Below are 22,614 nucleotides of genomic sequence, written 5' to 3'. Positions count from 1 at the left end.
GGGCTCCGCTGAAACTGGTTGCGGGGGCTGGATTTGAACCAACGACCTTCGGGTTATGAGCCCGACGAGCTACCAGACTGCTCCACCCCGCGACAAAGCTGGGGCGAAAGTATACGACCGAACCCTATAGAGGGTCAATCTAACCTCCACCTACAAGAAAGCCCGCTGTAGCGGGCTATCTTGTTTCAATTGGTACCGAGAAGGGGACTCGAACCCCTACACCCTATGGGCACAACCACCTCAAGGTTGCGTGTCTACCAATTCCACCACCTCGGCAATACTACTTTGAAACCCGTTACTTCTGCTCTTGAGCTGGAGGAACATCGCCAGTGTTAGTGGCTTCGCCCTTCTGCTCCTGGAGCACCGGTACATCATCTGTTGCCGGTTTTTGCTGCTTCACTTCAAGTACCGCTGGATCTGGCAACCCTACTTGAGTCAGCTCATGAGCTTTCTCTTTAGCAAAGTATCCTAACCCAAGAGCAGTTAAGAAGAAAGAGGCAGCTAGTATAGCAGTAAACTTACTCAGAAAGGTAGCAGAACCTTGGCTTCCGAACACAGTATTTGAAGCACCTGCGCCGAAAGATGCACCCGCTTCCGCACCTTTACCCTGTTGCAGCAACACCAGCACTACCAAACCCAGTGCGCCCAACAGATGAAACACAACGATCACTGTTTCCAGCATTTTTCAGTTTCCTGCGGCGCGACAAATTGCACCGAATTCGTCTGCGTTCAGGGAAGCCCCACCAATCAGGCCCCCATCGATATCCGGCATGCCGAACAGCTCAGCCGCATTGGCCGCCTTCACGCTGCCGCCGTATAGAAGCCGCACATTCTTCGCAACTTCAGGATCCGCTGCCGCCAGCTGCTCACGAATGGCCTTATGCACATCCTGAGCCTGCTGTGGCGAGGCTGTCAGCCCTGTACCGATGGCCCATACAGGCTCATAGGCAATCACCGCATTGGCGAAAACACCGACACCGAATGCTTCGATGACGCTGTCCAACTGACGCCCAACAATCTCTAGCGTCTTACCCGCTTCGCGCTCTTCGAGGGTTTCCCCTACACAGAGCACTGGCTTCAAACCACAAGCCTGTGCCGCAGCGAACTTGCGATTGAGAACCTCATCACTCTCGCCAATGATCTGGCGGCGCTCCGAGTGCCCAATCAGTACCAGTTCGCAACCTGACTCAACCAACTGACTCGGTGCAATTTCACCGGTCAATGCGCCTTGTTCAGGCTGTACCGCAGAATTCTGAGCGCCAACGGCGATCGACTTTCCTTGCAACCCTTCAACCACCTGGTTGATGTACAGCAAGGGAGGAAACACCGCGACCTCAACACCGCTCGGCAAGGTCTGATTACTCAAACCCTTGATCAGCTCAGCGACGCTGGCGCGGGTACCGTGCATCTTCCAGTTACCAGCTACCATAGGGCGACGCATGCTTTACCTCGTCGGTCAAAGTGGGCGCAGATGTTACCCAACCCGATCACTGCTGGCAAGCGTATTTCAAACGCAAACTTCACTTACCAGTTTTGCCAGGGCTTCAGCGTGCGCGCGAACCTGACTTTCGTCGTCACCTTCGACCATTACACGCACCAGCGGCTCTGTTCCGGACTTGCGCAACAACACGCGACCACGCCCAGCCATTTCCTCGGTTACCCGGGCGCTGGCTTCCTTCACCGCCGGATGCTCCAGCGGGTCAACCTTGCTTGCACCAAAGCGCACATTGATCAGCACTTGCGGGCACTTGCGCAACCCCTGGCGCGCATGAGCAAGCGTCTCATCACGGCGCTTGAGGGCCATCAGCACCTGCAGCGCGGCAATGATCGCATCGCCCGTGGTGGTGTGGTTGAAGCACACCACATGCCCGGAGTTCTCGCCCCCGAGCACCCACTCGCGCTCCAACAGCTCGGCCATCACATAGCGGTCGCCCACCTTGGCGCGAACGAACGGAATGTCGAGATCTTTCAGCGCCAGCTCCAGGCCCAGGTTGCTCATCAGGGTGCCAACCACCCCACCCTGAAGTTTGCCGCGCTCTTGCAGGTCGCGAGCGATGATGTACAGCAACTCATCACCATCAACGATTGCCCCGGTATGGTCTACCATCAGCACCCGGTCGCCGTCGCCATCAAAGGCAATACCCAGATCGGCATGGCCGACCAGAACCGCCGCCTGCAGCGACTCGATGTGGGTCGAGCCGCAGTTTTCGTTGATATTCAGACCATCCGGCTGCGCCGACAGCACAGTGACACTGGCGCCGAGCTCACGGAACACGCTTGGCGCCACTTTGTAGGTAGCCCCATGCGCACAATCGACCACCAGCTTGAGGCCGGCAAAATCGGTGCTGGTTGGCACACTGCTTTTACAGAATTCGATGTAGCGACCAGCGGCGTCATTGATGCGCGACACTTTACCGAGCTTGCTCGACTCCACCACAGTCATCGGCTGATCGAGCAATTCTTCGATCATTTTCTCGACTTCATCTGGCAGCTTGGTGCCCTGACCGGAGAAAAACTTGATGCCGTTGTCATCGTGCGGGTTATGCGAAGCACTGATGACAATGCCGGCTTCGGCGTGGAAAGTACGTGTCAGATAGGCAATGGCCGGGGTTGGCATCGGCCCGAGCAGCATCACATCTGCGCCTGCAGCGGACAAACCAGCCTCCAGGGCAGACTCAAACATGTAACCGGAAATTCGTGTGTCTTTACCCACCAGAACCCGGCAAGCACCCTGCTTTCGGAACGCCATACCGGCAGCCCAGCCGAGCTTGAGCATAAAGTCAGGTGTGATCGGGTATTCGCCGACGCGGCCACGGATGCCGTCGGTACCAAAGTATTTTCTGCTCATAGATGCTCCATCACACTTTTATTCGGCGGCTTGAACCGCGGCAATCATTCGCACTACATCGGCGGTTTCAGCGACATCATGAACGCGCAGGATGCTCGCCCCTTTAGTCATCGCCAATGCAGCCAGTGCCAGGCTGCCGTAGAGTCGTTGTTCGACCGGACGATCCAGGGTTTGCCCGATCATGCTCTTGCGTGAAACGCCCACCAACAACGGACGCCCCAATCGATACAGAGACTCCATGTGCTTAAACAGACTGAGGTTGTGCGCAAGGGTCTTGGCAAAACCGAAGCCCGGATCGAGGATGATCCGCTCAGCATCGATGCCCACCGCTGCACACGCTGCCATCCGTTGTTCAAGATAGCTCGCCACTTCGCTGGTGACATCTTCGTAATGAGGATTGTCTTGCATGTCGCCCGGCTCGCCGCGCATATGCATCAAGCACACCGGCAAACCGGTCGCCGCTGCCGCATCCAGCGCGCCATCGCGGCTGAGCGAACGGACATCGTTGATCAGCCCGGCACCAAGCCTGGCCGACTCGCGAATGACCGCCGGGGTCGAAGTATCGACCGAGATGACCACATCCAGCTCGCGGTTGATGGCTTCAACCATGGGCGCTACGCGCTCCAACTCTTCAAGCACGGAAACCGCCCTGGCACCAGGGCGTGTGGACTCGCCGCCGATATCGATCAGGGTTGCGCCCGCCGCTACCATTGCTTCGGCATGGCGCAAGGCAGCATCACGCTGATTGAAGCGTCCGCCATCGGAGAAGGAATCAGGGGTGATATTGAGGATACCCATGACATGGGTACGAGACAAATCAAGAACCCGGTTGCCGCAAGGCAACCGGGTTGGGTACTGCTGTGACGTCATAGGAGCCCTTAGATTTGCGCCGCTGGGCCGCCGATTGGCGATTCCGGACGATCACTCTGCGGAGCAGGAGTGCCCGAGCCATCTTCCCAATCACGCGGTTCGCGTGGAGTACGCCCCGCCATGATGTCGTCGATCTGCTCGGCATCAATGGTCTCGTACTTCATCAACGCATCGGCCATCGCATCAAGCTTGTCACGGTTGTCCGTAAGGATCTGCTTGGCGGTGGCGTAGCACTGATCAATGATGCTGCGCACTTCGGAGTCGATCAGTTTGGCCGTTTCACCCGAGACACTGGCATGCTGCGAGCCTGCACTGCGACCGAGGAACACTTCACCCTCTTCTTCAGCGTACATCAACGGGCCGAGCTTCTCAGAAAGGCCCCACTTGGTAACCATGTTCCGGGCGATCTGACTGGCCCGCATGATGTCGTTGGAGGCACCGGTGGTCACGCCGTCAAAGCCAAGAGTCATTTCCTCGGCAATACGGCCGCCGTACAACGAACAGATCTGGCTGATCAGTGCGCGCTTGGACAGGCTGTAACGATCCTCTTCAGGGAGGAACATGGTGACACCCAGGGCACGGCCACGCGGAATGATCGACACCTTGTAGACCGGGTCATGCTCAGGCACAACGCGACCAACAATGGCGTGACCAGCTTCGTGGTAAGCGGTATTGCGTTTCTCTTTTTCGGACATGACCATGGTTTTGCGCTCAGCGCCCATCATGATCTTGTCTTTGGCCAGCTCGAACTCTTTCATTTCTACAACGCGTTTACTTGCGCGAGCAGCAAACAGCGAAGCTTCGTTGACCAAGTTGGCAAGGTCGGCACCGGAGAAACCAGGGGTGCCACGCGCAATGACCGCAGGATTGACGTTTTCGCCAACCGGCACTTTACGCATGTGTACTTTGAGGATCTGTTCGCGACCGCGGATATCCGGCAAGCCGACCACAACCTGACGGTCGAAACGACCAGGACGCAGCAACGCTGGGTCGAGAACGTCCGGACGGTTGGTTGCAGCAATGACAATGATGCCGTCATTCATTTCGAAGCCGTCCATCTCTACCAGCAACTGGTTGAGGGTCTGCTCACGTTCGTCGTGACCGCCACCCATGCCAGCGCCACGATGGCGACCAACGGCGTCGATCTCGTCGATGAAGATAATGCACGGCGCGTGTTTCTTGGCCTGCTCGAACATGTCACGGACGCGGCTTGCACCAACACCCACGAACATTTCAACGAAGTCAGAACCAGAGATGGTGAAAAACGGCACCTTGGCCTCACCAGCAATGGCCTTGGCCAGCAGGGTTTTACCGGTACCTGGCGGGCCGACCATCAGCACACCGCGAGGAATACGACCACCCAGGCGTTGGAACTTGCCCGGATCGCGCAGGAATTCGACCAACTCACCCACTTCTTCCTTGGCTTCGTCGCAACCTGCAACGTCGGCCAGGGTGGTTTTCACCTGATCTTCGGACAACAGCCGAGCCTTGCTCTTACCAAAGCTCATCGGCCCGCCCTTGCCGCCTGCACCGCCTTGCATCTGGCGCATGAAGAACATGAATACGGCGATGATCACCAGGATCGGGAAGCTGGCTACCAGCAGCTGGGTCCAGATGGACTGCTGCTCAGGCTGCTTGCCTTCGACCACAACATGGTTGTCGACCAGGTCGCCAATCAGACCGTTGTCCTGAATGGCTGGACGGATGGTCTTGAAGCTGTCGCCATCGGTACGTTTGCCGGTAATGACATAGCCGTCGACCGCTACGCGCTCGACCTTGCCGTCCTTGACCTGCTGAATGAAGTCGGAATAGTTGAGGGTCTGTGGCTCATTCGGGCTGGAGAAGTTGTTCATCACTGTCACCAGGACAGCCGCGATGATCAACCACAGGATCAAGTTCTTTGCCATATCGTTCAATTAGCTACCCTCTGAAGCCGGCTGACGGCGCAGCCGTGCCTCGCATGATATTCACCGGCCTAACTTACTACATTACCTACACATCTGCAGGCGCCGTCTGTAACCCTTTGTGAAACCTAGACTACACGATGTTCACCCAGGTCAGGCAGGACAGCCGATTGGAAAATACTATCGGTTACCCTGAAAGTCACCGGCCTGAAGCCTTACTCGCCGCGATAACCCCGTGCCAGCAAGTACTGTTCGCGGGAACTGTCCCGTGAAGAGTCAGGTTTGAACATCTGGACCTTGTCGAATTTCTGACGAGCGTCCTTCAGGTAAACATCAAACCCTTCGCCCTGGAAGATCTTGATCAGGAAATCACCGCCCGGCTTGAGTACCCGGGTAGCCAGATCGAGCGCCAGTTCGCACAGAAACATGGCCTTGGGGATATCCACGGCAGGCGTTCCACTCATATTGGGGGCCATGTCGGAAATCACAAGGTCTACGTGCGAATTACCTACCGCCTCAAGAATCTGCGCCAGCACTTCATCCTGGGTAAAGTCACCCTGGATGAAGGTAACGTCGGGAATGCTGTCCATTTCCAGGATGTCCGAGGCAATCAGGCGGCCCTGACCGCCGATCAGACGACTGGTCACCTGCGACCAGCCACCCGGGGCTGCGCCGAGGTCAACGACGCTCATGCCTGGACGGATCAGCTTGTATTTTTCCTGAACTTCCAGAAGCTTGTAGCTCGCACGCGAGCGGTAACCGTCCTTCTGTGCCTGTTTCACATAGGGGTCGCTGACATGCCTTTCCAGCCACTTTTTGCTTGTCTTGGAACGCGCCACTGGGCACCTCGATGATAAGGGTCGTGATTAACTGGGCGGATCCACGGGCCCTCGGGTAAAATGGCCGCCATTTTTACAGAATCAGACAAAGGGTCAGATTATGCCGCTCAATAACGAGCAGAAGAAACAGTACAAATCCATTGGTCACGACCTGAAGCCGGTTCTGATCGTGGCGGGCAATGGCTTGACCGAAGGTGTCCTCGCCGAACTGGAGCGTGCCCTGGCTGATCATGAACTGATCAAGGTCCAGGTCAAGCTCGAAGATCGCGAAGAGCGCAAGGCCGTGATGGACGAACTGAGCAAGGTCGGTCGCGCAGAGCAAGTTCAGATCATCGGCAAGATGGTGCTGCTGTACCGCAAGAACCCACAACCGAACAAGCAACTGTCCAACATCCACCGTTACAAGTAACAGTGGCTCCGATCAGCGGCGCGAATCACGCGCCCTGGTCGGGACTGGCTGAGCCGCCAGCACGATACCGCTGATCCCCAGGATCACGAAGCAGAACATCTGCCAACGCTCTCCGACGGAAATACCGTAGCGCAAGGTGTAGTAGCCGACGCAGGCGGCAAACCCCACCAGCAGCATCTGGCCGCTGAATGTCTGCCACCAGGCAGCCACTCCACGCAACCTCACCAACACCGCCAACTGGGTCAACAGGCCGACTGCAGCTACGCCGATCAACCAGCGGTCAATCTGCACAGCAACGTCCTGCACCAATAGCGGCGCCAGACCACTGACTTTCAGCGCCGGCACCAACCCCACATGAAACACCCACAGGCCGCCAACCCAGAAAACCTGGGCCAGCTGCCAGAGGATACCCTCGAGGGTTGGCGCCTGCAGGCGCCGGTCAGATGTGTTTGACTTCGACAATCTCGTACTCGACCGTGCCACTTGGCGTCTTGACGACGACAGCGTCACCCTCTTCCTTGCCGATAATGGCGCGGGCGATTGGTGCACTGGCCGAGAGCTTGCCTTTCTTGATGTCGGCTTCGTCTTCGCCAACGATCTGGTAAGTCACCTGATCGCCGGTTTCGGTGTTTTCCAGGTCTACGGTGGTACCGAAGATGACCTTGCCGGTATGGGCAATGGTGGTCACATCGATCACGACCGAGTTCTGCAGACGACCTTCGATATCACGGATACGCGCCTCGACCATGCCTTGCTCTTCGCGGGCAGCATGGTACTCAGCGTTTTCCTTGAGGTCGCCCAGCTCACGGGCTTCACCGATTGCCTGACTCAAACGCGGACGCTCGGTCTTGCTCAGGAAAAGAAGCTCTTCCTCCAGGGCGCGAGCGCCCTGGACGGTCATCGGGTACTTGGTAATGCTCATGCTTTGAGTCCTGCATGCAGATCCTGCAAGCGACGAACGGTCTTTTCAGGGCCGAATTTCAACGCTTCGCAGATGGCTTCACCGGCCGCAATGGTGGTGGTGCAGTAAATCTTGTGCTGCAACGCATTGCGACGAATCGAGTAGGAGTCAGCGATCGACTGGCGACCTTCAGTGGTATTGATGATCAACGACACTTCGTCGTTCTTGATCATGTCGACCACATGCGGACGGCCCTCGGTCACCTTGTTCACGCGACGCACTTTCAGGCCCGCCGCTTCGATAACCTTGGCGGTACCGACAGTGGCAACCACTTCAAAGCCCAGGGCGATCAGGTCACGCGCAACACCCGCCACTTGAGGCTTGTCGTCATCACGCACACTGATGAACGCAGTACCGCCGGTCGGCAGCACTTCGCTGGCACCCATCTGAGCTTTTGCGAAGGCCTCACCGAAGCTATCGCCGACACCCATGACTTCACCCGTAGATTTCATCTCAGGGCCGAGGATCGGGTCAACCCCTGGGAACTTGGCAAACGGGAATACCGCTTCCTTGACGCTGTAGAAGTTAGGAATGATTTCCTGGGTGAAGCCGAGTTCTTTCAGCGATTTACCAGCCATGACGCGGGCAGCAATCATCGCCAGCGAAGTGCCGATGCACTTGGACACGAAAGGCACGGTACGCGAGGCACGCGGGTTGACTTCAATCACGTAGATCTTGTCGCCCTGCAGAGCCAGCTGCACGTTCATCAGACCGACAACGCCCAGTTCCAGGGCCATTTTCTTGACCTGTACGCGGACTTCGTCCTGAACGTGGGCTGGCAGCGAGTACGGCGGCAGCGAACATGCCGAGTCACCGGAGTGAACACCCGCTTGCTCAATGTGCTGCATGATTGCGCCGATCACCACATCAGTGCCGTCGCAGACCGCATCCACGTCCATTTCGATGGCGCAGTTGAGGAAGTGATCGAGCAGCACCGGGCTGTCGTTGGACACTTGTACCGCTTCACGCAGGTAGCGCTTGAGCTCATCCAGCTCGTAGACGATCTCCATGGCTCGACCGCCCAGTACATAGGACGGACGCACAACCAGTGGGTAACCGATCTGGCCAGCGGCGCGAATGGCTTCGTCTTCGCTGCGCACGGTGGCGTTTGGCGGCTGCAGCAGGTTCAGACGCTGAACCATCTGCTGGAAGCGCTCACGGTCTTCGGCGCGGTCAATAGCATCCGGGCTGGTACCGATGATCGGTACGCCAGCTTCTTCCAAGGCGCGAGCCAGCTTCAGCGGAGTCTGGCCACCGTAGTGAACGATCACGCCTTTTGGCTTCTCGACGCGCACCACTTCCAGCACGTCTTCCAGGGTCAGCGGCTCGAAGTACAGGCGATCAGAGGTGTCGTAGTCAGTTGAAACGGTTTCCGGGTTGCAGTTGACCATGATGGTCTCGTAACCATCTTCACGCAGCGCCAGTGCCGCGTGTACGCAGCAGTAGTCGAACTCGATACCTTGGCCGATACGGTTAGGACCACCACCCAGGATCATGATCTTGTCGCGGGTCGACGGGTTGGCCTCGCACTCTTCCTCATAGGTCGAGTACAGGTAGGCGGTGTCGGTGGCGAATTCGGCGGCGCAGGTGTCAACGCGCTTGTAAACCGGGAATACTTCCAGCTTGTGGCGGTGACGACGCAGGTTCTTGTCGGTGATACCCAGCAGCTTGGCCAGACGCTGGTCGGAGAAGCCTTTACGCTTCAGGCGCAGCATCATGTCTTTGTCGATGGCCGACAGGGCCAGGGTTTTGACCTTCTCTTCTTCTTTGATCAGGTCTTCCATCTGCACCAGGAACCAGTGGTCGATACCGGTCAGGGCGAAGATTTCGTCACAGGTCATGCCGGAGCGCATAGCGTCTGCGACGTACCAGATACGCTCTGCACCCGGAACGGTCAGCTCACGCTTGAGGATGCTGGTAGCTTCAGGGCTGGCCAGATCGACTTTTGGGTCCAGACCACAAACACCCACTTCCAGACCACGCAGCGCTTTCTGCAGCGATTCCTGGAAGGTGCGGCCGATGGCCATGACTTCACCCACAGATTTCATCTGGGTGGTCAGGCGGGCGTCGGCTTTCGGGAATTTCTCGAAGGCAAAGCGCGGCAGCTTGGTAACGACGTAGTCGATCGACGGTTCGAAGGACGCTGGAGTGCGGCCGCCAGTGATGTCGTTCTGCAGCTCGTCGAGGGTGTAACCAACCGCCAGCTTGGCGGCGATTTTGGCGATCGGGAAGCCGGTAGCTTTGGAAGCCAGCGCCGAGGAACGCGACACACGCGGGTTCATCTCGATCACGACCATACGGCCAGTGTTCGGGCAAATACCGAACTGAACGTTGGAACCGCCGGTTTCAACGCCGATCTCACGCAGCACCGCCAGCGAGGCGTTGCGCATGATTTGATATTCCTTGTCGGTCAGGGTCTGCGCTGGAGCAACGGTGATCGAGTCACCGGTGTGCACGCCCATCGGATCGAAGTTTTCGATGGAGCAAACGATGATGCAGTTGTCCTTTTTGTCACGGACCACTTCCATCTCGTACTCTTTCCAACCGATCAGCGATTCGTCGATCAGCAGCTCTTTGGTCGGCGACAGGTCCAGACCACGGGCGCAGATTTCTTCGAACTCTTCGCGGTTGTATGCGATACCGCCACCGGTGCCACCCATGGTGAAGGATGGACGGATGATGCATGGGAAGCCCAGCTTCTCGAGAACCGCGTTGGCCTCTTCCATGCTGTGAGCGATGCCGGAGCGCGGGCACTCCAGGCCAATGGCCTTCATCGCGGTATCGAAGCGCGAACGGTCTTCAGCTTTGTCGATGGTGTCAGCGTTGGCACCAATCATTTCCACGCCGAATTTTTCCAGAACGCCTTCGCGCTCCAGATCCAGGGCGCAGTTCAGAGCAGTCTGGCCACCCATGGTCGGCAGCAGCGCATCAGGGCGCTCTTTTTCGATGATCTTGGCAACGGTCTGCCATTTGATCGGCTCGATGTAGGTAGCGTCGGCCATGGCCGGGTCGGTCATGATGGTCGCTGGGTTAGAGTTAACCAGGATGACGCGGTAGCCTTCCTCGCGCAGGGCTTTACAGGCCTGGGCGCCGGAGTAGTCGAACTCACAGGCCTGGCCGATAACGATCGGGCCAGCGCCGAGAATCAGGATGCTTTTAATGTCTGTACGTTTTGGCATGGGTATCACTCAATTCCGCAGGTCAGTCGGCAAGCCGCATTGAACATTCTTGGGGGCACCTGAACGCGGCTTGCACCGGTTCAGGGCCTTCTCACCAGATGCTCAGCGGCGCTTGGCCATGGCGTCGATGAAACGGTCGAACAGTGGCGCGACATCGGTCGGGCCTGGGCTGGCTTCAGGGTGACCCTGGAAGCTGAACGCGCTCTTGTCGGTGCGCTCGATACCTTGCAGGGTGCCGTCGAACAGCGACTTGTGAATGGCGCGCACGTTGCTTGGCAAGGTGGCTTCATCGACCGCAAAACCGTGGTTCTGGCTGGTGATCATCACGACGCCGGTATCCAGATCCTGGACCGGGTGGTTGGCACCGTGGTGACCATGACCCATTTTCACAGTCTTGGCACCGGAAGCCAGAGCCAGCAACTGATGGCCCAGGCAGATACCGAACACCGGGATTTCGGTTTCGAGGATGTCTTTGATGGCCTGGATGGCGTAGTCGCATGGCTCCGGATCGCCAGGGCCGTTGGACAGGAACACACCATCAGGATTGAGTGCCAGGACTTCGCTGGCTGGGGTTTGCGCAGGCACCACGGTCAGGCGGCAACCACGCGCAACCAGCATGCGCAGGATGTTCAGCTTGACGCCGTAATCGTAGGCAACCACGTGGTACGGCAGTTCGGCAGCGTCGACAGTCGCGTGGCTGTCGGTTTTCAGTTCCCAGACGCTGGAGCGCCATTCGTAGGCGGACTTGGTGCTGACGACTTTCGCCAGATCCATGCCCTTGAGGCCTGGAAAACCGCGAGCGGCTGCGATTGCGGCCTCTTCAGTGATGTTGTCGCCAGCCAGGATGCAGCCATTCTGCGCGCCCTTCTCACGCAGGATGCGCGTCAGACGACGCGTATCGATACCGGCGATCGCTACGACATTGTTGGCTTTAAGGTAATCAGGCAGCGACTGCTTGTTACGCCAGTTGCTGGCAATCAGAGGCAGGTCGCGAATCACCAGGCCAGCCGACCAGACACGGTCGGACTCGGCGTCTTCCGGCGTAGTGCCGGTGTTGCCGATGTGCGGGTAAGTCAGGGTAACGATTTGCTGCGCATAGGAAGGGTCAGTCAGGATTTCCTGATAGCCGGTCATTGCGGTGTTGAACACCACCTCACCAACGGTCTGACCGTCGGCTCCAATGGCTTCACCGCGAAAAATGCTGCCATCGGCAAGGGCGAGTATGGCTGGCTTAGTCAAGAAGACCTCCCAAAAATAAAGCCTGAAGGGGCGATCGCAGGTTGCAAAAAAGCGGAATGACGTATAGACACGTCACCCCGCTTTCTTCGTCGAATTATCTGCGCGCTTTTAGTGGACACACTAAAGCTGTAGCTTACAGAAAAACGCTTTTTTGGTCTACCACTGATGTGCCCGAAAGGCACAGGATTGCGACAGTAGGACGGGAAAGTACCTGTAGGAGCGGGCTTGCCCCGCGATTGAAGCTTGTCAGTGACATCGCATCGCGGGGCAAGCCCGCTCCCACCAGATATGAAAAAACCCCGCTCAACGCAGGTCGAGCACGTCTTGCATGTCGTACAGGCCAGGCTCGCGACCGTCCAGCCACAGGGCAGCACGTACGGCCCCCTTGGCGAAGGTCATGCGACTGGAAGCCTTGTGGGTGATTTCCAGGCGCTCACCCTCAGCGGCGAACAGCACAGTGTGATCACCGACCACGTCACCAGCGCGGACCGTGGCAAAGCCAATGGTCTTGCGATCACGGGCGCCAGTCTGGCCTTCGCGACCATAAACAGCCACTTCCTGCAGGTCACGCCCCAAGGCATTGGCAACGACTTCACCCATGCGCAGCGCGGTCCCCGACGGGGCATCGACTTTATGGCGGTGGTGCGCTTCGATGATTTCGATATCTACATCATCACCCAGCACGCGCGCAGCCATGTCCAGCAGCTTCAGGCTCAGGTTGACACCCACGCTGAAGTTGGCAGCAAACACGATCGGGATGTCTTTACCGGCCTCGGCCAGCAACTGCTTTTCTTCGACGGTGAAGCCGGTAGTACCGATGATCATGGCCTTGCCTGCCTTGCGGCAAAACGCCAGGTTCTTCAAGGTGACCGACGGGTGCGTGAAGTCGATCAACACGTCGAACTCATCGGCAACCTTGGCCAGATCATCGGACAACAGCACACCGATCCGACCCAGCGCCGCCAACTCACCCGCATCAGCCCCAACCAGCGAGCTGTCAGGACGATCGATCGCCGCCGTCAATCCGGCCCCTGGCGTTTGCTGCACGGCTTCAATCAGGGTTTTACCCATGCGCCCTGCCGCGCCCATTACCGCTATACGTCGCATGCCCTATTCCTTCTTACAAGTCGCCGAAGAAGCGCTTTACGCCTTCAAACCAGCCATTGGCCTTGGGCGAGTGGGAACTGTCACCATCCAGCGAGTCGCGCAGCTCTTCGAGCAGCTCACGCTGACGCCGACTGAGGTTGACCGGAGTTTCGACCGCAACGCGACACATCAGGTCGCCAGCACCGCCGCCACGAACCGGGGCAACACCTTTACCACGCAAGCGGAACTGCTTGCCGGTCTGGGTACCTTCCGGGATCTTCAGCTTCACCCGACCATCGAGCGTCGGCACTTCCAGCTCGCCACCCAGCGCAGCATCGGTGTAGCTGATCGGTACTTCGCAGTACAGGTGCTTGCCATCACGCTGGAAGATCGGGTGCTCGCGCACGTTGATGACAACGTACAGGTCACCGGTCGGCCCACCGTGAGAGCCGGCTTCACCTTCACCAGACAGGCGAATACGGTCGCCGGTATCAACACCCGCCGGCACTTTGACCGAGAGGGTTTTGTACTCTTCGACACGACCTTCGCCGTGGCAGGAATTGCACGGGTCAGTGATGATCTTGCCCTGGCCATGGCAGCGCGGGCAGGTCTGCTGGACCGAGAAGAAGCCCTGCTGCATCCGCACCTGGCCGATACCGCCACAGGTCGGGCAGGTCGAAGGCGAGGAACCTTTCTTGGCACCAGAGCCATCGCACGGCTCGCAGTTGACCAGTGTCGGCACCCGGATATTAACGGTGGTACCGCGCACTGCTTCTTCCAGATTCAGCTCCAGGGTGTAACGCAGGTCGCTGCCACGCTGGGCACCACCGCGCGAGCCACCACGGCCACCACCGAAGAAGTCGCTGAACACATCACCGAAAATGTCGGAGAAGTTCGCGCCACCGAAGCCGGCACCGCCGCCACCCATGCTCGGATCGACACCCGCATGACCATACTGGTCATAGGCTGCGCGCTTGCTGGCATCGGAGAGCACTTCGTAAGCCTCGTTGGCTTCTTTGAATTTCTCTTCCGACTCTTTGTCATCAGGGTTACGGTCCGGGTGATGCTTCATCGCCAGACGACGATAGGCCTTCTTCAGGTCCGCTTCACTGGAGCCGCGCTCAACTCCCAGAACTTCGTAATAGTCACGCTTTGCCATAAGTCTTTGCACTCTTGAGGACGTTCGGCAAACCTCTGCGCATTCCGCGCTGTGCCGCCAGCACCCGCCCGCCAGATGGATCAGACAGATGCTGTAAAATTTCGGGTATTCCAGACACGCCAACGCGGGAGCAAGCCCCCGCGCGGCGACATCCTACCAGCCAACTGCTAAACCGCAGCTGGCTGGCCGACAACCTGTAGCAATTACTTGTTGTCTTTGACTTCTTCGAACTCAGCGTCAACGACGTCGTCGTGCTTAGCTTCTTCAGCCTGCTGCGCGCCAGCTTGTGGCTGTTCGGCCTGTTGCTCGGCGTACATTTTCTGAGCAACCGGAGCCGACACTTTCGACAGCTCTTCAACCTTGGCGTCGATTGCGGCCTTGTCGTCGCCTTTAACAGCGGCTTCCAGGGCAACAACAGCAGCCTCGATTGCGGTTTTCTCTTCAGCAGTGACCTTGTCACCGGCATCAGCGACCATTTTGCGAGTCGAGTGAACCAGTGCATCACCCTGGTTACGGGCAGCGGCCAGCTCTTCGAACTTGCGGTCTTCTTCCGAGTTCGCTTCAGCGTCACGGATCATCTGTTGAATTTCTTCATCAGACAGACCGGAGTTGGCCTTGATCACGATCGACTGAGTCTTGCCAGTAGCCTTGTCTTTGGCGCCTACGTGCAGAATGCCGTTGGCGTCGATGTCGAAGGTTACTTCGATCTGTGGCACGCCACGTGGTGCTGGTGGAATCTCGGCCAGGTCGAACTTGCCCAGGGACTTGTTCTGTGCAGCCTGCTTACGCTCACCTTGCAGCACGTGAATGGTCACAGCGCTCTGGTTGTCATCGGCAGTCGAGAACACTTGCGACTTTTTGGTCGGGATAGTGGTGTTCTTCTCGATCAGCGCGGTCATCACGCCACCCATGGTTTCGATACCCAGGGTCAGCGGGCTGACGTCCAGCAGCAGTACGTCTTTCACGTCACCGGCCAGTACCGCACCCTGGATCGCAGCACCCATGGCAACAGCTTCGTCAGGGTTGACGTCTTTACGAGCTTCTTTACCGAAGAAATCGGTAACAGCTTTCTGTACCAGCGGCATACGGGTCTGACCGCCAACCAGGATCACGTCGTCGATCTTGCTGACGTCGATACCGGCATCTTTCATAGCGATACGGCATGGCTCGATGGTGCGCTGAACCAGGTCTTCAACCAGCGACTCCAGCTTGGCGCGGGAGATCTTCACGTTCAGGTGCTTAGGACCGGTGGCGTCTGCAGTGATGTACGGCAGGTTGACATCGGTCATCTGGCTCGAAGACAGCTCGATCTTGGCTTTTTCAGCAGCTTCTTTCAGGCGCTGCATGGCCAGCGGGTCACCTTTGAGGTTCATGCCGCTTTCTTTCTTGAATTCGTCGACAAGGTAGTCGATCAGACGAATGTCAAAGTCTTCACCACCGAGGAAGGTGTCACCGTTGGTGGCCAGTACTTCGAACTGGTGCTCGCCATCAACTTCAGCAATTTCGATAACCGAAACGTCGAAGGTACCACCGCCGAGGTCGTAAACGATCACGGTGTGATCGCCTTTAGCCTTGTCCATACCGTAAGCCAGTGCAGCTGCGGTTGGTTCGTTGATGATACGTTTTACGTCCAGGCCTGCGATGCGACCGGCATCTTTGGTGGCCTGACGCTGGCTGTCGTTGAAGTAGGCCGGAACGGTGATGACCGCTTCGGTGACTGGCTCGCCGAGGTAGTCTTCGGCAGTCTTCTTCATCTTCTTCAGGATCTCGGCAGAGATCTGAGGTGGTGCCATTTTCTGGCCGTTGACTTCAACCCAGGCGTCGTTGTTGTCAGCCTTGACGATTTTGTACGGAACCATCTGGATGTCTTTCTGCACCACTTCTTCTTCGAAGCGACGGCCGATCAGACGTTTTACCGCGTACAGGGTGTTGTGCGGGTTGGTGACAGCCTGACGCTTGGCCGACTGACCTACCAGGATCTCGCCATCGTTGGCGTAAGCGATGATCGACGGCGTGGTACGCGCGCCTTCAGCGTTTTCGATAACTTTAACGTTGCCGTTTTCCAGAATGGAGACACACGAGTTGGTGGTCCCCAAGTCGATACCGATGATTTTGCCCATGTTAACTCTCCCGAAACTTGAATTTGGTTGCCGCAGCAGTGGTGGCTACCCGCGGTAATACTTGAATGCTTGACACCTAAATGGGGGCGCCCGAAACGATTTCAAGCCTGCTCGTCAATCGACGGCGAAACCGCTGCAGGGGCCTTGCTGACCACGACCATGGCCGGGCGCAGCAGGCGACCGTTGAGCTGATAGCCCTTCTGGAACACCTTGAGCACGCTGTTAGGCTCGACCTCGGCGCTTTCTTGCATAGCCATGGCCTGGTGCTGCTCGGCGTTGAACGGTTCGCCGTGCGGGTCAATCGCTTCAAGGTTGTAGCGCTTGAGGGTGTCGTGGAACATTTTCAGGGTCAGCTCGATGCCTTCACGCATCGGGCGAATGCTCTCGTCGTCCGGGCTGGACAGTTCCAGACCACGCTCGAGGCTGTCGATGACCGGCAGCAGGTCACCGGCGAATTTTTCCAGGGCGAACTTGTGCGCCTTTTCTACATCTTGCTCGGCGCGACGGCGCACGTTCTGCAGGTCAGCCGCGGTACGCAGGGATTGATCCTGGGCCGCCGCCAGCTGCTCTTCGAGCACCTGCACGCGGGCGCTCAGCTCTTGGTCGCCAGTGGCTTCGGCGTTCAGATTCTGTTCATCCAGCTGTTCGTCAGCCATAAAATCTCTCCTCTCGAATGGTGTCAGCGAGTCGTACTCGCGCTTCTGCCGCCTATATGGGGTCGTAAAACCCAGGTTCAAGGGCTGTCGCGCAGCTTGTACACATCCGCTCATAACCCCTGGCGATCAGAACGCCGTCCTGATAACCAAATTGAACTAAATATCAGCATTGTCAGCCGATTTAAAAACACTGTATAAATAACCAGACTTAACGCCTGGGAGCCGCCCCAATGCTGGTGCACCTGTCCGTACACAACTACGCCATCGTCGAACACCTGGACCTCGAGCTCGCCCGTGGGATGAGTGTCATCACCGGTGAAACCGGGGCCGGTAAATCGATCATGCTCGATGCCCTGGGGCTGACCCTGGGTGATCGCGCCGACAGCGGCGTGGTGCGCCCAGGCGCCGATAAGGCCGACATTCTGGCCACCTTCGACCTCGGCGACATCCCCGAAGCCCGCACCTGGCTGGCCGAGCGCGATTTAGATAACGACGGCCCATGCATTCTGCGCCGTGTCATTACCGCCGAAGGCCGCAGCCGCGGTTACATCAACGGCACGCCATGCCCTCTCGGCGACCTCAAGGCGCTCGGCGAGCTGCTCATTGATATCCACAGCCAGCATGAGCACCAGTCGCTGCTGAAGTCCGACACTCATCGCCGCCTGCTCGATGAATACGCAGGCGCCACCGACCTGGCGCGCCAGGTTCAACTGGCTGCCCAGCGCTGGCGCCAGACTCGCCAGGAACTTGAGCGGCTCTCCAACTCCGGCGACGAACAGCGCGCCCAGCATCAACTGCTCAGTTATCAGCTTGAAGAGCTCGACAACCTGGGCCTGGGCGAGAACGAACTGGAACAGCTGGAACAGGAGCACAAGAACCTGACCAACGCCGAAGCGCTGTTCGGCATTTGCCGCCAGGTCATCGATCACTGCAGCGAAAGTGACTCCGGGAATGTGCTCAACGCCCTGACCGCTAGCCTCAATCGGCTAACCGCAGTGCAGAATGCGCCCAAGGCCCTGGGCGAAGCGGCCAATATGATTGCCAGCGCGCAGATTCAAGTTGAAGAGGCCGTGGGTGAGCTGAACCGCTTTTTGGACAACTTCGACGCCGATCCTGCTCGCTTACAGCAACTTGAAGAGCGTCTCGACACTATCTATACCCTCGCCCGCAAGCATCGCGTGCACCCCACCGAGCTGGCCAACCTGCAACAGCGGCTGATGGACGAACTCGAAGGGCTCAATGCCAATGACGAATCGATCGAGCGACTCGGCGAGGAACTCGCTGCCTATGCCCGCCACTACCAGGACAAAGCCAGCGAGCTGAGCGCTCTACGCGGTCAGGCCGCTAGCCAGCTGTCCGCTGCGGTCGAACAGGAAATTCAGCGCCTGGGCATGCCTGGCGGCCGCTTCAGCATCGAGCTGCACGCTAACGGCAGCGATGATCTATCGCCTCACGGCCTGGAACAGGTTGAATTGCTGGTCAGCGCCAACCCAGGCCAGCCACTTAAAGGCCTGGCCAAGGTCGCCTCCGGTGGCGAGCTCTCGCGTATCAGCCTGGCCATTCAGGTCATCACCGCGCAGACCTCGCGCATTCCGACACTGGTGTTCGACGAAGTGGACGTGGGTATCGGTGGCCCTACTGCGGAAATCGTCGGCCAGTTGCTGCGGCGCCTGGGTGAACGAGGCCAGGTATTGACCGTAACCCACCTCCCCCAGGTCGCCGCGCAAGGCCATCACCACCTGTTTGCCCACAAGGTGCGTAACAGCGACGCCACACATACCGCAGTGGCCAGCCTGGGCAAGCGCGAGCGGGTCGAAGAGGTAGCACGGATGCTGGGCGGTATCGATCTGACCAAAGAATCGCTGGCCCATGCCCGCAAGATGGTCGTTACCAGCAAGGCGTGATACCCCCGAAAAGCACAAAGGCGACCCTCGGGTCGCCTTTGTTGCTGTACAGCAAGAAACGTTTGCTTACTTTTTCTTGCGCACGTACAAGACCAGATTATGGTCAACCAGCTCGAAGCCGTGCTCGGCAACGATCTCTTTCTGACGCTTTTCAATTTCCACGTCGAAGAACTCGATAACCTCGCCAGACTCCACGTTGACCATATGGTCGTGGTGGCCGCCATCGGCCAGCTCGAATACGGCGTGACCGCCGTCGAAGTTATGGCGCACAACCAGGCCAGCGGCTTCGAACTGGGTCAGAACACGGTACACCGTGGCCAGACCGACATCTTCGCCAGCCTCCATCAGCGCCTTGTAGACATCCTCAGCACTCATGTGACGCTGCTCGGTAGAGTCGAGCATCTGTAGAATTTTAACTCGAGGCAGTGTCACCTTGAGACCGGCTTTGCGCAGTTCGCTATTTTCAACCATGGTCAGCTTTCTCGCCGATGCTGCTTCGCAGCTTCTCTGAATACGGGTATGATCGGGGTTTACGTTGTCCAGCCAAGATAGTGGAAGTCGCCCACCGATGCAAAACACCAAGCTCTTGCTAACCAGCCTCACCTTTGTGGGACTGCTCGCACTCGCCGGTTGCTCGTTCCCCGGGGTTTACAAAATCGACATCCAGCAGGGCAATGTCGTCACGCAAGATATGATAGACCAATTACGCCCTGGAATGACCCGTCGGCAAGTACGGTTTATCATGGGCAACCCGCTGATCCAGGATACCTTCCACACTAATCGTTGGGATTACCTGTACAGCCTGCAGCCTGGTGGCGGCCAACGCCAGCAGGAACGCATGAGCATTTTCTTTAACGAAAGCGATCAGTTGGTCAGCCTGTCAGGTGACTTCATGCCAGGTGTCAGCCGCGACCAGGAAATCCTGGGTGGCAGTGGTGACACCAGCGTCAGCCCGGCACAGCCAAGCACCACCGAACAGGTCGAACCGGTCAAAGAAACCCCAGCCAAGCCTGGCTCGCTGGAAGAAAAGATCCAGCGCGAAGTCGATACCATCGAAACGATTCCGGTACCGACCCCTGCTCCAATCGAGACTTCGCCTCAGTAAATTTTCTGCAGGCAAAGAAAAGCCCGGATCTTCCGGGCTTTTTTGTGCCTGTTGAGCACTGTCTTGCTTATCCTGTAGGAGCGGGCTTGCCCCGCGATGCGATTTGACTGACGAAACGCAATCGCGGGGCAAGCCCGCTCCCACCAAGCCCCAGCAGACATTAACGCTTGGCTTTCTTGAACACCCTGGCCACCTTGGCGGCGCGCTGCTTGCGGATTTCTTTGGGATCGACCAGCAACGGCCGGTACAACTCGATACGGTCACCCTCGGCAACGGCCTGCTGCGCGCTCTCGCTGACAACCTTACCGAAAATGCCCAAAGGGCAGGCTTCTATATCCAGCCCCGGCACTTGCTCGGCGATCCCCGACACACGCACTGCCTCACGCACGGTAGTGCCGGGTGCCACTTCTACCACCAGCAGCCATTGCTGCTCAGCGGTAGCGTAAACCACCTCGACTTGCAGCAGCGCCTCAGCCATTGATTTGCTTGGCTCGCTGGCAGAAGGCGTCCACCAGCGTGTTGGCGGCCTGATTGAACAGTGGGCCGAGTGTCGCCCGCACCAGCGGCCCGGCATAGTCGAAAGACAGGTCCAAGCTGATTTTGCAGGCCTTGTCGCCGAGCGGCTTGAAGATCCACAAACCATGCAACTGATTGAACGGCCCTTCTTCCAGATTCATCTCAATCGACTGACCCGGCACCAATACATTGCGAGTAACAAACTTCTGACTCATGCCGCCCTTGGCCACTTCCAGGCTGGCGCGCATCAGCGTGTCGCTTTCCTCAAGGATGGTGCTGGAGGAGCACCAAGGCAGGAACTCCGGGTACCGCGCAACATCGTTGACCAGGTCGTACAACGCTTGTGCCGGATAAGGCAGCAGGGCCGAACGTTGAATATGGGTAGTCATCCAGGTGTCACTTCCAAAGCTGAGCGGCAAACACAACCAGAATGCCGAGTGGCGCCACGTAGCGCATCAAGAAGAAGGTAAGAGCAAACAGCAGCGGGCTGCGCATCGCCAACTCGTCGCGCACGGCCTCACGCCCCATGATCCAACCAGCGAAAATCACAAAACACAAACCACCCAGCGGCAGCATGATCCGCGAGGTGAAAAAGTCGATGACGCCAAAGAAATCCAACCCACCGCTTACACCCCATTGATAGAGCTGAAAGCCGCTGTCGTCATTCACAAAGAAGCGCGCCTGCTGCCAGATGTTGAACGAAAACACCGTTCCCAGGCCCACCAGCCAGCAACTGAACGCCAGCCAGGTGGTAATCCAGCCACGTCGTACACCGGTACGCTCCACCAGGTACGCCACCATGGGTTCAAGCAGCGAAATCGCGGAACTCCAGGCAGCCACTGCCACTAGAACAAAGAATACGACGCCCATCAATTGGCCAAAGGCCACATTTCCGAAGGCAAAGGGCAAGGCAACAAACATCAACCCCGGCCCCTCACTGGGGTTCAAGCCGGCGGCGAATACAATCGGGAACAGGGCCAAACCTGCCAACAGCGACACAAAGGTATCCAGCAGGGCAACGGCAACGATGGTGCCGCCAATAGAAGACCCTTTAGGCATGTAAGCCCCGTAGATCAACAGCGAGCCCACCCCGACACTCAAGGAAAAGAAGGCATGCCCCATGGCCGGCAGCAGGCCATCAAGCAGGCGCGAGGTGTCGAAATCGAACATGAAATGCAGGCCCTGCATGAAATGCCCAGTGGTCAGGCTATAGCCCAACAAAATCACCAACAGCAAAAACAGCAGCGGCATCATGATCCGCAGGCTTTTCTCCAACCCGGCGACCACGCCGCGTGCGATCACCGCAGCCGACAGCAACATGAACAGGCTATGCCACAGCACGAGGCGCCAAGGGTCACTGATGACACCATTGAAATAGCCACCGACCTGGTCCGCCGTCACGCCTTGAAAATCGCCCCGGCCCATATTGATGATGTAGTCGAACGACCAGCCACCCACCACGCTGTAGAACGACAGAATCAGCAACGCTGTGATCATCCCGGCGAAGGCCCACCAGGACCACCGCGGTGAATGCCCGGCCTCTACAGCCAGGTCGCGCAACGCGTTAGCCGGACTCTGGCGGGTGCGTCGGCCGATCAGGGTTTCGGCGAGCATCACTGGAATACCGATAAGTGCGATGCAAGCGAGAAACACGAGGACAAAGGCACCGCCACCATAGACGCCGACCATGTAGGGGAACTTCCAGATACTCCCCAACCCCACCGCAGCACCGGTTGCCGCCAGCACAAACACCCAGCGACTGGCCCAGCCACCATGGACAGAAACCTTGTCCGTCGACATCAACACGCTCAACTGTGCA

At 58.0% G+C, this 22,614-nt stretch carries 21 protein-coding genes and 2 tRNA genes; 3 read left to right on the top strand and 20 right to left on the bottom strand.

Annotated elements, in window-relative coordinates; translation table 11 throughout:
- Positions 1-15: 15 nt before the first annotated feature.
- The 8 genes from E1573_RS19605 to rlmE all read right to left on the bottom strand — a co-directional run bounded on the left by E1573_RS19605 (position 16) and on the right by rlmE (position 6,461).
- Positions 16-92: transfer RNA gene (locus E1573_RS19605), tRNA-Met, on the bottom strand.
- Positions 93-190: 98 nt separating this feature from the next.
- A tRNA-Leu gene (locus tag E1573_RS19600) sits at positions 191-276 on the bottom strand.
- A gap of 19 nt (positions 277-295) precedes the next feature.
- Positions 296-682, bottom strand: a complete 387-nt coding sequence (gene secG / locus E1573_RS19595; protein WP_133216228.1) for a preprotein translocase subunit SecG — start codon at positions 680-682, stop codon at positions 296-298.
- 3 nt (positions 683-685) lie between these two features.
- The gene (gene tpiA / locus E1573_RS19590; RefSeq protein ID WP_133216227.1) at positions 686-1,441 is read right to left on the bottom strand and encodes a triose-phosphate isomerase; all 756 of its coding nucleotides are present in this window, start codon (positions 1,439-1,441) and stop codon (positions 686-688) included.
- Positions 1,442-1,507: 66 nt separating this feature from the next.
- Positions 1,508-2,848 carry a phosphoglucosamine mutase gene (gene glmM / locus E1573_RS19585; protein WP_133216226.1) on the bottom strand — a complete coding sequence of 447 codons (1,341 nt, stop codon included), beginning with the start codon at positions 2,846-2,848 and terminating at the stop codon, positions 1,508-1,510.
- Between the two features lie 18 nt (positions 2,849-2,866).
- Positions 2,867-3,718, bottom strand: a complete 852-nt coding sequence (gene folP / locus E1573_RS19580) for a dihydropteroate synthase (protein WP_133216225.1) — start codon at positions 3,716-3,718, stop codon at positions 2,867-2,869.
- A gap of 8 nt (positions 3,719-3,726) precedes the next feature.
- Positions 3,727-5,625: an ATP-dependent zinc metalloprotease FtsH gene (gene ftsH / locus E1573_RS19575; protein ID WP_133216224.1), complete on the bottom strand. Its 1,899-nt coding sequence runs from the start codon at positions 5,623-5,625 to the stop codon at positions 3,727-3,729.
- 212 nt (positions 5,626-5,837) lie between these two features.
- Entirely contained in the window at positions 5,838-6,461 is a 624-nt protein-coding gene (rlmE, locus tag E1573_RS19570; RefSeq protein ID WP_133216223.1) for a 23S rRNA (uridine(2552)-2'-O)-methyltransferase RlmE, read from the bottom strand.
- A 100-nt stretch (positions 6,462-6,561) separates the two neighbouring features.
- On the opposite strand from rlmE, the gene yhbY reads away from it, so the two are divergent.
- Entirely contained in the window at positions 6,562-6,870 is a 309-nt protein-coding gene (yhbY, locus tag E1573_RS19565) for a ribosome assembly RNA-binding protein YhbY (RefSeq protein ID WP_133216222.1), read from the top strand.
- A gap of 12 nt (positions 6,871-6,882) precedes the next feature.
- On the opposite strand, the gene E1573_RS19560 is transcribed toward yhbY, so the two are convergent.
- The 8 genes from E1573_RS19560 to grpE all read right to left on the bottom strand — a co-directional run bounded on the left by E1573_RS19560 (position 6,883) and on the right by grpE (position 17,270).
- Positions 6,883-7,332, bottom strand: coding sequence for an MFS transporter (locus tag E1573_RS19560; RefSeq protein WP_133216221.1), 450 nt, complete (start codon positions 7,330-7,332; stop codon positions 6,883-6,885).
- Positions 7,310-7,792 carry a transcription elongation factor GreA gene (gene greA, locus E1573_RS19555; RefSeq protein ID WP_177494593.1) on the bottom strand — a complete coding sequence of 161 codons (483 nt, stop codon included), beginning with the start codon at positions 7,790-7,792 and terminating at the stop codon, positions 7,310-7,312. Before greA ends, E1573_RS19560 begins: the two co-directional genes overlap by 23 nt.
- A complete protein-coding gene (carB, locus tag E1573_RS19550) occupies positions 7,789-11,010 on the bottom strand; it encodes a carbamoyl-phosphate synthase large subunit (RefSeq protein ID WP_133216220.1) in 3,222 nt (1,073 codons plus the stop codon). Before carB ends, greA begins: the two co-directional genes overlap by 4 nt.
- A 102-nt stretch (positions 11,011-11,112) precedes the next feature.
- The gene (carA, locus tag E1573_RS19545; RefSeq protein WP_133216219.1) at positions 11,113-12,249 is read right to left on the bottom strand and encodes a glutamine-hydrolyzing carbamoyl-phosphate synthase small subunit; all 1,137 of its coding nucleotides are present in this window, start codon (positions 12,247-12,249) and stop codon (positions 11,113-11,115) included.
- 303 nt (positions 12,250-12,552) lie between these two features.
- Positions 12,553-13,356 (bottom strand): 4-hydroxy-tetrahydrodipicolinate reductase, encoded by an 804-nt coding sequence (dapB, locus tag E1573_RS19540; RefSeq protein WP_133216218.1) that lies wholly within the window; start codon positions 13,354-13,356, stop codon positions 12,553-12,555.
- Positions 13,357-13,369: 13 nt separating this feature from the next.
- On the bottom strand, positions 13,370-14,494 hold the full coding sequence (gene dnaJ, locus E1573_RS19535) for a molecular chaperone DnaJ (protein WP_133216217.1): 1,125 nt from the start codon (positions 14,492-14,494) through the stop codon (positions 13,370-13,372).
- Between the two features lie 203 nt (positions 14,495-14,697).
- On the bottom strand, positions 14,698-16,614 hold the full coding sequence (dnaK, locus tag E1573_RS19530; RefSeq protein ID WP_133216216.1) for a molecular chaperone DnaK: 1,917 nt from the start codon (positions 16,612-16,614) through the stop codon (positions 14,698-14,700).
- Positions 16,615-16,715: 101 nt separating this feature from the next.
- Positions 16,716-17,270, bottom strand: coding sequence for a nucleotide exchange factor GrpE (gene grpE / locus E1573_RS19525; RefSeq protein ID WP_133216215.1), 555 nt, complete (start codon positions 17,268-17,270; stop codon positions 16,716-16,718).
- Between the two features lie 230 nt (positions 17,271-17,500).
- On the opposite strand from grpE, the gene recN reads away from it, so the two are divergent.
- A complete protein-coding gene (gene recN / locus E1573_RS19520) occupies positions 17,501-19,174 on the top strand; it encodes a DNA repair protein RecN (protein ID WP_133216214.1) in 1,674 nt (557 codons plus the stop codon).
- Positions 19,175-19,240: 66 nt separating this feature from the next.
- Here the strand turns inward: recN and fur are convergent, their stop codons facing one another.
- Entirely contained in the window at positions 19,241-19,645 is a 405-nt protein-coding gene (fur, locus tag E1573_RS19515) for a ferric iron uptake transcriptional regulator (protein ID WP_133216213.1), read from the bottom strand.
- 97 nt (positions 19,646-19,742) lie between these two features.
- Here fur and E1573_RS19510 point away from each other — a divergent pair, with 97 nt between their 5' ends.
- Complete coding sequence (locus E1573_RS19510) at positions 19,743-20,279, top strand: outer membrane protein assembly factor BamE (RefSeq protein WP_133216212.1); 537 nt, start codon at positions 19,743-19,745, stop codon at positions 20,277-20,279.
- Positions 20,280-20,439: 160 nt separating this feature from the next.
- Here E1573_RS19510 and E1573_RS19505 read toward each other — a convergent pair whose 3' ends face one another.
- From E1573_RS19505 to E1573_RS19495, 3 genes are read right to left on the bottom strand one after another with little or no spacing between them, the layout of a single operon-like run.
- Entirely contained in the window at positions 20,440-20,757 is a 318-nt protein-coding gene (locus E1573_RS19505; protein ID WP_133216211.1) for an RnfH family protein, read from the bottom strand.
- Complete coding sequence (locus E1573_RS19500; protein ID WP_133216210.1) at positions 20,750-21,184, bottom strand: type II toxin-antitoxin system RatA family toxin; 435 nt, start codon at positions 21,182-21,184, stop codon at positions 20,750-20,752. The genes E1573_RS19505 and E1573_RS19500 overlap by 8 nt, the downstream gene beginning before the upstream one ends.
- Positions 21,185-21,191: 7 nt before the next feature.
- Positions 21,192-22,595 carry a sodium-dependent transporter gene (locus E1573_RS19495; RefSeq protein WP_133216209.1) on the bottom strand — a complete coding sequence of 468 codons (1,404 nt, stop codon included), beginning with the start codon at positions 22,593-22,595 and terminating at the stop codon, positions 21,192-21,194.
- Between the last annotated feature and the right edge of the window lie 19 nt (positions 22,596-22,614).

This window comes from Pseudomonas sp. H9, from assembly GCF_004353925.1.
In the GTDB taxonomy this organism is placed as follows: Bacteria; Pseudomonadota; Gammaproteobacteria; order Pseudomonadales; family Pseudomonadaceae; genus Aquipseudomonas.
This window is presented reverse-complemented; position numbering and strand designations above follow the sequence as displayed.

What these genes read in the sequence shown, in the direction of transcription:
- glmM (WP_133216226.1), bottom strand. Translation starts at nt 2,848, where the DNA reads ATGAGCAGAAAATACTTTGGTACCGACGGCATCCGTGGCCGCGTCGGC.
- fur (WP_133216213.1), bottom strand. Translation starts at nt 19,645, where the DNA reads ATGGTTGAAAATAGCGAACTGCGCAAAGCCGGTCTCAAGGTGACACTG.
- dnaJ (WP_133216217.1), bottom strand. Translation starts at nt 14,494, where the DNA reads ATGGCAAAGCGTGACTATTACGAAGTTCTGGGAGTTGAGCGCGGCTCC.
- E1573_RS19495 (WP_133216209.1), bottom strand. Translation starts at nt 22,595, where the DNA reads ATGTCGACGGACAAGGTTTCTGTCCATGGTGGCTGGGCCAGTCGCTGG.
- carB (WP_133216220.1), bottom strand. Translation starts at nt 11,010, where the DNA reads ATGCCAAAACGTACAGACATTAAAAGCATCCTGATTCTCGGCGCTGGC.
- grpE (WP_133216215.1), bottom strand. Translation starts at nt 17,270, where the DNA reads ATGGCTGACGAACAGCTGGATGAACAGAATCTGAACGCCGAAGCCACT.
- dnaK (WP_133216216.1), bottom strand. Translation starts at nt 16,614, where the DNA reads ATGGGCAAAATCATCGGTATCGACTTGGGGACCACCAACTCGTGTGTC.
- secG (WP_133216228.1), bottom strand. Translation starts at nt 682, where the DNA reads ATGCTGGAAACAGTGATCGTTGTGTTTCATCTGTTGGGCGCACTGGGT.
- tpiA (WP_133216227.1), bottom strand. Translation starts at nt 1,441, where the DNA reads ATGCGTCGCCCTATGGTAGCTGGTAACTGGAAGATGCACGGTACCCGC.
- yhbY (WP_133216222.1), top strand. Translation starts at nt 6,562, where the DNA reads ATGCCGCTCAATAACGAGCAGAAGAAACAGTACAAATCCATTGGTCAC.
- ftsH (WP_133216224.1), bottom strand. Translation starts at nt 5,625, where the DNA reads ATGGCAAAGAACTTGATCCTGTGGTTGATCATCGCGGCTGTCCTGGTG.
- dapB (WP_133216218.1), bottom strand. Translation starts at nt 13,356, where the DNA reads ATGCGACGTATAGCGGTAATGGGCGCGGCAGGGCGCATGGGTAAAACC.
- greA (WP_177494593.1), bottom strand. Translation starts at nt 7,792, where the DNA reads ATGAGCATTACCAAGTACCCGATGACCGTCCAGGGCGCTCGCGCCCTG.
- E1573_RS19500 (WP_133216210.1), bottom strand. Translation starts at nt 21,184, where the DNA reads ATGACTACCCATATTCAACGTTCGGCCCTGCTGCCTTATCCGGCACAA.
- folP (WP_133216225.1), bottom strand. Translation starts at nt 3,718, where the DNA reads ATGACGTCACAGCAGTACCCAACCCGGTTGCCTTGCGGCAACCGGGTT.
- E1573_RS19510 (WP_133216212.1), top strand. Translation starts at nt 19,743, where the DNA reads ATGCAAAACACCAAGCTCTTGCTAACCAGCCTCACCTTTGTGGGACTG.
- E1573_RS19505 (WP_133216211.1), bottom strand. Translation starts at nt 20,757, where the DNA reads ATGGCTGAGGCGCTGCTGCAAGTCGAGGTGGTTTACGCTACCGCTGAG.
- recN (WP_133216214.1), top strand. Translation starts at nt 17,501, where the DNA reads ATGCTGGTGCACCTGTCCGTACACAACTACGCCATCGTCGAACACCTG.